The following is a 12,819-nucleotide window of genomic DNA, read 5'->3' on the forward strand; positions in this document are numbered from 1 at the left end:
TGGCGCCCGGGCGCCACGCTCAGCGTTTACAGTTCGAACGTTGCCCAGACGGGCGCATGGTCAGACGGCTTCTCCATGCCGCGGATGGCATAATCGATACCGGCATCGACGCAGCGTGCAGCCAGCGGCTGGCTGGCCAGCAGCAGATCGATGCGCAGCCCGCGGTTATCATCAAATCCGCGCGAGCGGTAGTCAAACCAGGAAAACCGATCGTGGGTCGTCGGATTTCTGGCGCGCCAGGTATCCACCAGTCCCCACTGCAGCAGCCGATCCATCCACTCACGTTCTTCCGGCAGAAACGAGCATTTTCCGGTACGCAACCAGCGTTTGCGGCTCTCTTCACCGATCCCGATATCCAGGTCGGTGGCGCTGATATTCATGTCACCCATGATCAGCACCGGCTTGTCAGCGGCGGTGTGCTGCACCAGATAGTTCTGCAGATCGCGGTAAAACTTCTCTTTGGCCGGGAATTTAAGCGGATGGTCACGGCTTTCGCCCTGCGGAAAATAGCCGTTGATAACCGTGATGTTACCTGACGGACCCGGCACCTCGGCCATAATCAGCCGCCGCTGGGCGTCATCGTCATCGCCCGGAAAACCGCGCATGACCCGTACCGGCGCGGTTTTGGTCAGTAGCGCTACGCCGTAGTGCCCTTTTTGTCCATGATAGTTGACGTGATAGCCGAGCTGGCTGACCGCTTCAAGCGGAAACATCTCATCGTGAACCTTGGTTTCCTGCAGGCCGATTACGTCAGGCTGATGCTGTTCCACCAGCGCGGCCAGCTGATGAGGGCGTGCACGCAACCCGTTGATGTTAAATGAAACAAATTTCATATCGCTGCCATTTTAATAACCTGTATGCGGCGCGATGGTAACGATTTTCAGGCAAAAAGTCATGCCCGAACGAAAGCTGGCAGTGGAGTAACAGAAAAGGGCAGGGTAAGGCTATCAGGGGAAGAGCGTACAGAACAGAGGATGGTGGCGGGAGAAGGATTCGAACCTTCGAAGTCGATGACGGCAGATTTACAGTCTGCTCCCTTTGGCCGCTCGGGAATCCCGCCTGGGATATAAAGCTCAGATTCAGGCACTGCAGAGTGATTCAGATGGTGGCGGGAGAAGGATTCGAACCTTCGAAGTCGATGACGGCAGATTTACAGTCTGCTCCCTTTGGCCGCTCGGGAATCCCGCCACTTGCCTGAATCTTTGTGCCTGAAGGCGGGGCGCATCATACCAAATGCGTTCCGCCTGTAAAGCACTGGATGTGAAAATAAAACCTGTTTGCCCGTTTTTTATGCGCAGCGCTGAAGAGTTAGACAATTCAGCGCGCTGGCACGCAAACGTCGCGCTTAAAGAATGATCGTACGGTTTCCATAAACAAACACGCGCTGACCGAGCACTTTATAGAGCGCGCGACTCAGCACATTTTTTTCCACATCGCGTCCGGCGCGCATCATCTCTTCTGCGGTATAGCTGTGATCCACGTTGATGACATCCTGCATGATGATCGGGCCTTCATCCAGGTTGTCATTCACATAGTGCGCCGTTGCGCCAATAATTTTAACGCCGCGTTCATACGCCTGATGATACGGACGTGCGCCGATAAAAGCGGGCAGGAACGAGTGATGAATATTGATGATCTGGTTAGGGTAGCGCTGGACAAAGGCGGGCGTCAGCACGCGCATATATTTTGCCAGCACGACGTAATCAGGCTGATAGCGGTCGATCTCTTCCGCCATGCGGTTGTCGTGCTCTTCGCGCGTCTTGCCTTCATGGCTGACCAGCACAAAAGGAATATCAAAGCGTTCTACCAGCGAGCGCAGCGTATCGTGATTTCCGATCACCGCCGCAATCTCCATATCCAGACCGCCAAACGCGCTTTTCATCAGCAGGTCACCCAGGCAGTGCGCCTCTTTTGTGACCAGAATAACAACGCGGCGGCGACCGGCAGTGTGCAGCTCACGTACGGATCCGGCAGGCAGGGCGCTATCCAGATCGGCCAGCAGCGTATTGTCGTTAAAAATGCCTTCCAGCTCGGTACGCATGAAAAAGCGGCCGGTACGGTGATCAACAAACTCATTGTTTTGCACAATGTTGAGTTCATGCTTGTAGCAAATGTTGGTGATCTTGGCGATCAGACCTTTGGCATCAGGGCAAATGGTCCGTAAAACTTTTCGTTGCAGTGTTTGCGCTTGCATCTCAATCAAGGTCCTGTCAAAGCGATAAGGGTATTACCATTGCGGCGGAGCGGGTATCAGCCACAACATTTTTTGTATTTTTTGCCAGAGCCGCAGGGGCAGCGATCGTTACGCCCGATTGCCGGCACTGTTCCATCGACATAGTACCAGCGACCCTCCTCCCGAAGAAAGCGTGAACGCTCGCTGATCGCTGACTCGTGCGCTTTTTCGCGGTAGCGCGCAAAAAAGGTCACAAAGGCTTCGTTCTCATGGATGCCATGATTACAACAGGTTACATTTAGTCCGAGCCAGGTGGTACCGGCAAAACTTTCAGATAAACGCGCCGTCAGATCGGCACTGCGCTGGCTGGCGTGCCAGGTATCTGTCAGATAAACTGCATTACCTGTGGCGTAGGCGGTATAGCGGGAGCGCATCAGCTGTTCAGCACTGAGTGGAATGGCATCGCCGTTTAAAAAGGGCTGACAACATAAGCTATACTGCTTTCCGCTGCAGCAGGGGCACTTTTCGGACACATCATCTCCTGAGAGTGGTTAACGTTATCATAAGCGTGCGCTATGGTAGCCGACTGCGTGGCATGATGCTACGTACCAGCAGCATCAGAGGTAAGATGAGAAAGGTCAAAATTGGACTGGCTCTGGGATCGGGCGCAGCGAAAGGCTGGGCGCATATTGGCGTCATCAATGCACTGGAGCATGCCGGTATTGAAATTGATGTAGTAGCCGGCTGTTCGGTAGGTGCGCTGGTGGGAGCGGCCTACACCAATGGTCACCTGGCAAAAATGGAAAAGTGGGTCAGCGCGTTTCGCTACTGGGACGTGATCCGCCTGATGGATCTTTCCTGGCAGCGCGGAGGATTGTTACGCGGCGATCGCGTTTTCAGCCACATTCGTCAGCTTATTCCACATGACCAGATTGAAGGCGGTTTGAAACCTTTTGGCGTGGTTGCCACAAACCTGAGCACCGGACGTGAACTCTGGCTGACTGAAGGCGATCTGCATCAGGCCGTGCGCGCTTCCTGTAGTATGCCAGGCTTATTACCACCCGTTGGCTACAATGGATACTGGCTGGTAGATGGTGCTGTGGTGAATCCGGTACCCATCTCTCTGACCCGGGCGCTCGGCGCAGACATTGTTATTGCAGTCGATCTTCAGCATGATGCGCATCTGATGCAGCAGGATCTGCTGTCAGTGACGCCGGAAAACGGTGACGATGTGGCAGAGGCGCTTTCGTGGGGCAAAAAATTGCGTCAGCGTCTGATGGGGTTTACACGCCATCGTGCGGCACAGACGCCCGGCGCAATGGAGATCATGTCGACGTCAATTCAGGTGCTGGAAAACCGGCTTAAACGTAACCGCATGGCGGGCGATCCGCCGGATGTGCTGATTCAGCCGTTTTGTCCGCAGATTTCAACGCTGGATTTTCATCGTGCTGAAGAGGCTATGGCTGCCGGTAAGGCGGCCGTAGAGAAAAAAATGGATGAACTATTACCGCTGGTCCGTAGCAGATAGTCAGTTGTTCATTCAGGGGGGTTGTCGCTGATGACAATAATTAAAGGCGCAACTGCATTTTATGAACCACTATTGCAATATCTGGTACGCAGGGGGAGAGAATGGAAAAACCACTACTCGGCAAAAAGATACTCATTGTCGAAGATGAGGTCGTTTTCCGTTCATTGCTGGAAAATGTACTAATCAGCCTGGGGGCAACAGCCCTGGAGGCAGGTGATGGGCTGGAAGGCCTCGACATTCTGTCGGCGCACCACGCCGATCTGGTGATTTGCGATCTGGAAATGCCCCGGATGGGCGGCATTCCTTTTGTTGAGCATCTGCGCAGTCACGGTAATACGGTGCCTGTTCTGGTGATATCAGCCACCCAGAACATGGCGGATATCGCGCATGTTTTGCGGCTTGGCGTGCAGGACGTGTTATTAAAACCGCTGAAAAATATCGAACGCTTCCGTGAAGCCGTTTTTGAGTGTCTTTATCCCTCAATGTTCACCTCCAAAGTGGAGGAGGATGAGCAGCTGTTTCAGGACTGGGATGCGCTGGCACGCGATCCAATCGCCGCGGCAAAATTGCTGAAACAGCTGCAACCGCCGGTTCAGCAAACTATTGCGCACTGCCGCATCAATTACCGACAGTTGACCATGGCGGAACAGCCAGGACTGGTGCTGGATATCGCTGCGCTATCTGATAAAGATCTCGCTTTTTACTGCCTTGATGTAACCCGGGCAGGCGATAACGGCGTACTGGCTGCTCTGCTGCTGCGGGCTCTGTTTAACGGTTTGCTGCAGGAGCAGCTATCCGGACAGCATCATCGGTTGCCGGAACTCAACGGCCTGCTGCGTCAGGTGAATATGCTGCTGCGTCAGGCAAACCTGACCGGGCAATTTCCGCTTTTAGTGGGGTATTACCATCGCGAATTGCGTAAATTGATTCTGGTGTCAGCAGGTCTTAATGCAACGCTGCATCTGGAAAACAACCAGCTGCAGTTAAACAGCGGTGTGCCGCTGGGAACGATGGGGGGCACCCATCTCAATCAAATTTCACAGCATACTGATGCCTGGCAATGCCATGTCTGGGGCGCCGGAGGCAGGCTTCGTCTGATGTTATCGAGCGAAGAATAAGCAGTTAAACAGCGGGTTAAATCAGTTAAGCAACAGCGCCAGACCTATCCTTTACATTTGGGTAAAAGTCTTAAATTCCATGGATTAAGTTTATCCAGGATAATTCCGCCTGATACTAACTGATATACTCATTTCGTTTTTTAAACCGACATATCAAGTATTAACTTGAGCGGCCTATTAAGAGAGGTATTTGATGTCTGCCTATAAGTCAAAAGTAAAAAAAGCGGTAATCCCGGTTGCAGGTTTAGGTACGCGTATGCTGCCAGCGACCAAAGCTATTCCAAAAGAGATGTTACCGCTGGTCGATAAGCCGTTGATCCAGTATGTCGTAAATGAGTGTATTGCCGCGGGCATTAATGAAATTGTGCTGGTTACGCACTCTTCTAAAAACTCAATCGAAAACCACTTTGATACCAGTTTTGAACTGGAAGCCATGCTGGAGAAGCGTGTCAAGCGTCAGCTGCTGGATGAAATCCAGTCTATCTGCCCGCCACACGTTACCATTATGCAGGTGCGTCAGGGTATCGCTAAAGGCCTGGGCCATGCGGTGATGTGTGCACATCCGCTGGTAGGCGATGAGCCGGTAGCGGTCATTCTGCCAGACGTTATCATCGACGAATATGAGTCAAACCCGACCAAAGACAACCTGGCAGAGATGCTGGCGCGTTTTGAAGAAACCGGTCACAGCCAGATCATGGTTGAGCCAGTTGCAGACGTGACGGCATACGGTGTGGTTGACTGCAAAGGTGCCGAGCTGAGCGCGGGCCAGAGTGCACCGATGGTGGGTGTGGTTGAGAAGCCAAAAGCGAATGAAGCGCCTTCTAACCTCGCGGTAGTGGGTCGTTATGTTCTCTCTGCTGACATCTGGCCTCTGCTGGCAAAAACCCCTCCGGGCGCAGGCGGCGAAGTTCAGCTGACCGACTCTATCGCTATGCTGATGGAAAAAGAGACTGTAGAAGCCTATCACCTGACTGGCGTGAGCCATGACTGTGGTAACAAGCTGGGTTACATGCAGGCTTTTGTTGAGTACGGCGTACGTCACCCGGTGCTAGGCAAAGATTTTGCACAGTGGCTGGACAACGCGGTAGGCAATAAAAAGTAATTCATTAAGCACAGGATAATTTAATGAAAGTCACTGTATTTGGTATCGGCTATGTCGGTCTGGTTCAGGCTGCGGTGTTGGCCGAAGTCGGACATGACGTTCTCTGCATTGATGTCGACGCAAACAAAGTCGAAAACCTGAAAAAAGGTGTGATCCCGATTTTCGAACCGGGTCTGACACCGCTGGTGATGTCCAATTATGAATCGGGCCGCCTGAAATTCAGTACTGACGCCAAAGAGGGCGTCAATCACGGTGTGATGCAATTTATTGCTGTTGGTACACCGCCTGACGAAGATGGTTCTGCCGATCTGAAATATGTGACCGCGGTAGCGCGTACCATTGCAGAACACATGAACGATCACAAAGTCGTTATCGATAAATCAACGGTGCCGGTTGGCACGGCCGATCGCGTACGCAGTGTGATGCAGGATACGCTGAAACAGCGTGGTGCCAGCGTTGCTTTTGATGTGGTTTCCAATCCGGAATTCCTCAAAGAGGGTGCGGCAGTTAATGACTGCATGCGACCAGAGCGTATTGTCGTCGGTACTGATAATGATGATGTCGTGGAACTGCTGCGCGAGCTCTATGAGCCGTTCAACCGTAACCACGATCGTATGATCCTGATGGATATCCGCAGTGCAGAGCTGACAAAATATGCGGCAAACTGCATGCTGGCGACCAAAATCAGCTTTATGAACGAGATTTCTAATCTTGCTGAGCTGCTGGGTGCCGACGTGGAGAAAGTCCGTCAGGGTATCGGTTCTGATTCCCGTATCGGCTATCACTTTATCTATCCTGGCTGCGGCTACGGCGGTTCCTGCTTCCCGAAAGATGTGCAGGCGCTGATCCGTACAGCAGAGTCTATTGGCTACCAGCCGCGCCTGCTGCAGGCGGTGGAAGAGGTCAATGACGCGCAGAAAAACAAGCTACCTGCCTTTATCAAGCGCCATTTTGGTAACGATCTGCGTGGTAAAACGTTTGCACTGTGGGGTCTGGCGTTTAAGCCAAACACCGACGATATGCGTGAAGCCTCCAGCCGTGTGCTGATGGAAGCGTTATGGGAAGCGGGCGCGTCGGTTCAGGCTTACGATCCGGAAGCGATGGAAGAAGCGCAGCGCATTTATGGTCATCGTGACGATCTGAAACTCACCGGGACTAAAGAAGCGGCGCTGCAGGGCGCTGATGGTCTGGTTATCTGTACCGAGTGGCAGAATTTCCGGGCACCTGATTTTGACGTAATTAAAAATGCGCTAAAACAACCCGTGATTTTTGATGGCCGTAACCTGTATGATCCAGAGCGTATCAGCAAACGCGGTTTCGTTTATTATGCAATCGGCCGCGGAGCGTCTATTCAAATTGCGTAATAAATGAGGGATGTATGAATTTTCTGGTTACCGGCGCAGCAGGATTTATCGGTTTTCACGTAAGCCAGCGTTTGCTCGCTGCCGGTCACCAGGTTGTCGGTATCGATAACCTGAATGACTATTATGATGTCAGCCTGAAACAGGCTCGCCTCGATCAGATTTTACCGCATCCCGCATTTACTTTTATTAAAATGGACCTGGCCGATCGCCAGGCCATTTCTTCTCTGTTTGAACAGCACGCGTTTGAGCGTGTTATCCATCTGGCCGCGCAGGCGGGTGTGCGTTACTCTATTGATAACCCGCATGCTTATGCAGATGCCAACCTTATCGGTCATCTGAATATTCTGGAAGGCTGCCGTCATCATAAGATTGGCCACCTTCTGTATGCATCTTCAAGCTCTGTTTACGGGCTGAATCGCAAAATGCCGTTCTCCACCGATGACACCGTTGATCATCCGGTTTCTCTCTATGCGGCCACTAAAAAAGCCAACGAACTGATGTCGCATACTTACTCACACCTTTATCAGCTCCCGACGACCGGACTGCGTTTCTTTACGGTTTATGGTCCATGGGGCCGGCCCGATATGGCGCTGTTTAAATTCACCCGTGCCATGCTGGCAGGTGAGGCGATCGACGTTTACAACCGCGGTGAGATGACGCGCGACTTTACCTATATAGACGATATCGCAGAGGCCATTGTTCGCCTGCAGGCGGTTGTGCCGCAGCCTGACAGCGCATGGAGCGTAGAGCAAGGTTCACCCGCCAGCAGCTCTGCGCCTTATCGGGTATATAATATTGGCAACAGTCAGCCCACGCGCCTGATGACCTATATTGAGTCGCTTGAAAAAGCGCTGGGCATTGAGGCGCAGAAAAACATGCTGCCTATGCAGCCTGGCGATGTTCTGGGCACCAGCGCAGATACGCAGCCTCTCTATGACGCTATTAATTTCCGGCCTCAGACCAGCGTAGAGCAGGGCGTCCAGCAGTTTGTCGACTGGTATCGCGATTTTTATCAGAAATAAGCCCGTAAAAAAGGAAGCCGCGGGCTTCCTTTTTTTTTACCTGGCGAAACGGATACTGCAGTAAAAGTGCAGGCAGTAAAAACGAAGCACGCCGGATTTACAGCAGGAAATCGTCCAGCTGTTTACCCTCTTCAATCGCTTTTTTAATGACAGCAGGCGTGCGTCCCTGACCGGTCCATGTGCGGTTTTCACCATTTTCATCCACATAGCTGTACTTAGCGGGACGAGCAGCACGACGTGCTTTGGTTACCGTTTTATTTTCTGATAACGCGTTCAGCAGTTCATTAGGATCGATACCGTCAGCCAGCAACATTTCACGATACTGTTCCAGTTTGCGGCTGCGTTCCGCATTCTCAGCCTGAGCATGACTCTCTTCTTCACGACGCTCATTAACCACTACGTCAAGTTTTTCCAGCATCTCTTCCAGTGTTTCCAGAGAGCATTCGCGAGCCTGAGCACGCAATGTACGGATATTATTAAGGATTTTAAGTGCTTCGCTCATTGTTCTTATCTCAGAATATAAAAAAGGAGTGGTTAAGCCGTTCCATAATAGTGTCGGGAATATATAACTGCAATAGAGAAGCCTGAGTGATGACATTTATTTATTGTTTGGTTATTTCAGCAGAGTTAATTATTCATAGCTGAGCTGCATAAATTATCCACGATATGTCACGCTGCGTGATAGCTATTCCATTTAACTGAATTAATTTAACCGCTATTAGTGTTTTAAACGCAGCGCGCCGGCATTGATTTTCAGCAGGCAGCAGCCTGGCTTTCTGCTGCGGTAAACCCTGCACGTTGTGAGGTGCTCTGCGACAATACATTTGTGTTAAACTGCTGCACCCTGAATTTAGTATCCCTGGAGAGACTGGTAAGTGGCTCAACTCTATTTCTATTACTCGGCGATGAATGCGGGAAAATCTACCGCACTGCTGCAATCTTCTTATAACTATCAGGAGCGCGGCATGCGTACCCTGGTCTATACCGCAGAGATAGACGATAGATTTGGTGCCGGCGTGGTCAGCTCACGAATCGGGCTCTCTTCGCCCGCCTGTCTGTATAATGACAAAACAGAACTGGCGGAGGCGATAGCAGAAGAACATGCGCGCCAGCCCGTACACTGCGTGCTGGTGGATGAAAGCCAGTTCCTGACGCGTGAGCAGGTTTATGCGCTCTCTGATGTCGCAGACAATCTTGATATTCCGGTTCTCTGCTACGGCCTGCGCACTGACTTCCGCGGTGAGCTGTTCACCGGCAGCCAGTACCTTCTTGCCTGGGCCGATAAACTGGTGGAGCTTAAAACAATTTGCCACTGCGGCCGTAAAGCCAGTATGGTGCTGCGCCTTGACGGGGAGGGCAGACCGTTTAGCGAAGGGGAGCAGGTCGTAATTGGTGGTAACGAGCGTTATATATCTGTATGCCGGAAACATTACAAGCAGGCGATTAATCTGGGCACGCGCGACGCCATATATGGTGCTAATCCGCCGCCGCTTTAATTGGCCAGCCATAAAAAAACCCGCCGCAGCGGGTTTTTTATTTTCAGCAGGTTACGCTTTCTTTACTTTTTTTTCCCGCGCGGCAGGCTGGAGTTCACAGATTTCTGCAGAAGGCACGTCCGTTTCTGAATAATCACGTCCGTAGAACGTATCCAGCATAATCTGTTTTAGCTCAGCAATTAATGGATAGCGTGGGTTGGCACCGGTGCACTGATCGTCAAAAGCATCTTCAGCCAGCTTATCAACCTTCGCCAGAAAGTCTGCTTCCTGCACACCCGCTTCGCGAATAGAGGCAGGAATACCGAGTTGCACTTTCATTTCATCCAGCCATGCCAGCAGTTTTTCAATTTTTTGCGCCGTACGGTCACCGGGCTGAGTCAGGCCAAGGTGGTCAGCAATCTCCCCATAGCGGCGCCGCGCCTGCGGCCTGTCATACTGACTAAAGGCTGTCTGTTTCGTCGGGTTATCATTGGCGTTATAGCGAATGACGTTACCAATAAGCAGGGCGTTTGCCAGCCCGTGCGGGATATGGAACTCTGAGCCAAGCTTATGGGCCATAGAGTGGCATACCCCAAGGAAAGCGTTGGCAAAAGCGATGCCGGCGATAGTGGCTGCGTTATGAACCCGTTCACGTGCGACCGGGTTTTTAGCACCATCGCGATAGCTGGCGGGCAGGTTCTCTTTGAGCAGTTTCAGTGCCTGCAGCGCCTGTCCATCGGAATACTCATTGGCAAGCACTGAGACATAGGCCTCCAGCGCATGCGTCACTGCATCAAGGCCGCCAAAGGCGCAGAGCGAGCGCGGCATATCCATCACCAGGTTGGCATCCACAATGGCCATATCCGGCGTTAATGCGTAATCTGCCAGTGGATATTTTTGCCCGGTGGCGTCATCGGTGACAACGGCAAAAGGTGTAACTTCTGAACCTGTGCCTGACGTTGTGGTAATGGCGACCATGCGGGCTTTCACGCCCATTTTCGGGAAGGTATAAATACGCTTGCGGATATCCATGAAACGCAGCGCCAGCTCTTCAAAATGTGTTTCCGGATGCTCATACATCACCCACATGATTTTTGCCGCATCCATCGGCGAGCCGCCGCCCAGCGCAATAATCACGTCGGGCCGGAAACTGTGCATCTGCTCGGCGCCCTTGCGGACAATGCTCAGGGTCGGGTCAGCTTCCACCTCAAAGAATATCTCAGTTTCGATACCCTGTGACTTCAGCACCCGTGTAACCTGATCGGCATAGCCGTTATTAAACAAAAAGCGATCGGTAACGATAAACGCACGTTTAGCACCCTCAGCCGCCACCTCTTCCAGCGCAATCGGAAGGGAGCCGCGGCGAAAGTAGATAGACTTCGGTAACTTATGCCACAACATATTTTCTGCTCGCTTAGCCACAGTTTTTTTATTGATCAGATGTTTGGGGCCGACGTTTTCAGAGATAGAGTTGCCTCCCCAGGAGCCGCAGCCCAGCGTCAGAGAAGGCGCCAGTTTAAAGTTATACAGGTCGCCGATGCCGCCCTGCGAGGCCGGGGTGTTGATCAGAATGCGGGCGGTCTTCATCTTGTCGCCAAAATAGTGGATCCGCCCGGACTCATTATCCTGATCGGTGTAGAGGCAGGAGGTATGGCCAATGCCGCCCATAGCGACCAGTTTCTCAGCTTTTTCTACCGCATCCGTAAAATCTTTTGCACGATACATCGCCAGCGTTGGCGAGAGCTTTTCATGCGCAAAAGGTTCCGATTCATCAACGGCTGAAACCTCACCGATTAAAATTTTGGTACTCTGCGGGACGCTGATGCCGGCAAGCGCAGCAATGTTGCAGGCGGGCTGTCCCACAATTGCCGCGTTCAGCGCGCCATTTTTCAGCAGGATGCTCTGTACTGCACTCAGTTCATGACCCTGCAGCAGATAGCCGCCGTGGCTGGCAAAGCGTTCACGGACCGCGTCATAGACCGCATCAACAATAATGACCGACTGTTCAGAGGCACAAATAACGCCGTTATCAAACGTTTTCGACATCAAAATTGAGGCGACCGCCCGTTTAATATCGGCCGTTTCGTCAATGACCACCGGCGTATTGCCAGCGCCAACGCCGATAGCCGGTTTACCCGAGCTGTAAGCCGCTTTAACCATCCCCGGGCCGCCTGTCGCCAGAATCAGATTAATATCCGGATGATGCATCAGCTGGTTAGAAAGCTCGACCGAAGGCGCGTCGATCCAGCCGATAATATCCCGGGGGGCACCTGCCGCGACAGCCGCCTGCAGCACAATATCGGCGGCTTTATTGGTGGCATCTTTTGCGCGCGGATGCGGAGAAAAGATAATGCCGTTACGGGTTTTCAGACTGATAAGCGCCTTAAAAATAGCGGTGGAGGTTGGGTTGGTAGTAGGGACTATACCGCAGATAAGGCCAATGGGTTCGGCAATGGTAATGGTGCCAAAGGTGTCATCGCTTGCCAGCACGCCACAGGTTTTCTCATCCTTGTAAGCGTTGTAGATATATTCTGAAGCAAAATGATTTTTGATTACTTTATCTTCAACGATACCCATGCCCGATTCCGCTACCGCCATTTTGGCTAGCGGAATGCGGGCATCTGCCGCCGCCAGCGCCGCGGCGCGAAAGATTGCATCAACCTGTTCCTGATTAAAACTGGCAAATTCACGCTGCGCGCGTTTTACGCGTTCAACCAGTGCATTGAGTTCGGCAACATTGGTTACGGCCATAATACTCTCCTGAGGAAGTTAAACTTTTTTAGTAAACAGGCCAGCGCAGAGAAAGAAATCAGCTAAGGTTTGACTGTGGCTGGCCTGGCTGTTTAGTAAAAAGGTCTGACGTGAATAATTTACTGCCCCCAGCGTAGCGCTGCTGGAAGGGCATAATCATGATGCAGATCAAGGGATGCTGCAGGGGAATAGTGGCCAGCTAGATCGTTTACCACTAAAGGTAGCGTTTTTTAGACGCTGCCGTTCTGCAGGCCTAATCAGACACAGACAGATTTTTATGCCATAG

11 protein-coding genes and 2 tRNA genes are annotated in these 12,819 nt (G+C 52.1%); 6 read left to right on the forward strand and 7 right to left on the reverse strand.

Going from position 1 to position 12,819, the window contains the following annotated elements:
- Positions 1-26 precede the first annotated feature (26 nt).
- From xthA to BBA90_RS11045, 5 genes are all read right to left on the reverse strand, one after another.
- Entirely contained in the window at positions 27-833 is an 807-nt protein-coding gene (gene xthA, locus BBA90_RS11025) for an exodeoxyribonuclease III (RefSeq protein WP_065649175.1), read from the reverse strand.
- A gap of 142 nt (positions 834-975) precedes the next feature.
- A tRNA-Tyr gene (locus BBA90_RS11030) sits at positions 976-1,060 on the reverse strand.
- 43 nt (positions 1,061-1,103) lie between these two features.
- Positions 1,104-1,188 (reverse strand) — tRNA-Tyr (locus BBA90_RS11035).
- 157 nt (positions 1,189-1,345) lie between these two features.
- The gene (gene purU / locus BBA90_RS11040; protein WP_065649176.1) at positions 1,346-2,194 is read right to left on the reverse strand and encodes a formyltetrahydrofolate deformylase; all 849 of its coding nucleotides are present in this window, start codon (positions 2,192-2,194) and stop codon (positions 1,346-1,348) included.
- A 56-nt stretch (positions 2,195-2,250) separates the two neighbouring features.
- Positions 2,251-2,706, reverse strand: coding sequence for a YchJ family protein (locus BBA90_RS11045; protein ID WP_065649177.1), 456 nt, complete (start codon positions 2,704-2,706; stop codon positions 2,251-2,253).
- 95 nt (positions 2,707-2,801) lie between these two features.
- Here BBA90_RS11045 and rssA point away from each other — a divergent pair, with 95 nt between their 5' ends.
- The 5 genes from rssA to BBA90_RS11070 all read left to right on the forward strand — a co-directional run bounded on the left by rssA (position 2,802) and on the right by BBA90_RS11070 (position 8,307).
- Positions 2,802-3,701 carry a patatin-like phospholipase RssA gene (rssA, locus tag BBA90_RS11050; protein WP_065649178.1) on the forward strand — a complete coding sequence of 300 codons (900 nt, stop codon included), beginning with the start codon at positions 2,802-2,804 and terminating at the stop codon, positions 3,699-3,701.
- A gap of 101 nt (positions 3,702-3,802) precedes the next feature.
- Entirely contained in the window at positions 3,803-4,819 is a 1,017-nt protein-coding gene (rssB, locus tag BBA90_RS11055) for a two-component system response regulator RssB (RefSeq protein WP_065649179.1), read from the forward strand.
- Positions 4,820-5,012: 193 nt separating this feature from the next.
- Positions 5,013-5,921 (forward strand): UTP--glucose-1-phosphate uridylyltransferase GalU, encoded by a 909-nt coding sequence (gene galU / locus BBA90_RS11060; protein WP_039384664.1) that lies wholly within the window; start codon positions 5,013-5,015, stop codon positions 5,919-5,921.
- 23 nt (positions 5,922-5,944) lie between these two features.
- Complete coding sequence (locus BBA90_RS11065) at positions 5,945-7,285, forward strand: UDP-glucose dehydrogenase family protein (protein WP_065649180.1); 1,341 nt, start codon at positions 5,945-5,947, stop codon at positions 7,283-7,285.
- A 14-nt stretch (positions 7,286-7,299) separates the two neighbouring features.
- A complete protein-coding gene (locus BBA90_RS11070; protein ID WP_065649181.1) occupies positions 7,300-8,307 on the forward strand; it encodes an NAD-dependent epimerase in 1,008 nt (335 codons plus the stop codon).
- Between the two features lie 97 nt (positions 8,308-8,404).
- Here the strand turns inward: BBA90_RS11070 and hns are convergent, their stop codons facing one another.
- Positions 8,405-8,809, reverse strand: a complete 405-nt coding sequence (gene hns / locus BBA90_RS11075; RefSeq protein ID WP_065649182.1) for a histone-like nucleoid-structuring protein H-NS — start codon at positions 8,807-8,809, stop codon at positions 8,405-8,407.
- A 373-nt stretch (positions 8,810-9,182) separates the two neighbouring features.
- Here hns and tdk point away from each other — a divergent pair, with 373 nt between their 5' ends.
- The gene (gene tdk / locus BBA90_RS11080) at positions 9,183-9,803 is read left to right on the forward strand and encodes a thymidine kinase (RefSeq protein ID WP_065649183.1); all 621 of its coding nucleotides are present in this window, start codon (positions 9,183-9,185) and stop codon (positions 9,801-9,803) included.
- A gap of 51 nt (positions 9,804-9,854) precedes the next feature.
- On the opposite strand, the gene adhE is transcribed toward tdk, so the two are convergent.
- Positions 9,855-12,533, reverse strand: coding sequence for a bifunctional acetaldehyde-CoA/alcohol dehydrogenase (gene adhE, locus BBA90_RS11085; RefSeq protein WP_065649184.1), 2,679 nt, complete (start codon positions 12,531-12,533; stop codon positions 9,855-9,857).
- Between the last annotated feature and the right edge of the window lie 286 nt (positions 12,534-12,819).

The sequence above is a fragment of the Pantoea eucrina genome (genome assembly GCF_001691555.1).
In the GTDB taxonomy this organism is placed as follows: domain Bacteria; phylum Pseudomonadota; class Gammaproteobacteria; order Enterobacterales; family Enterobacteriaceae; genus Pantoea; species Pantoea borealis.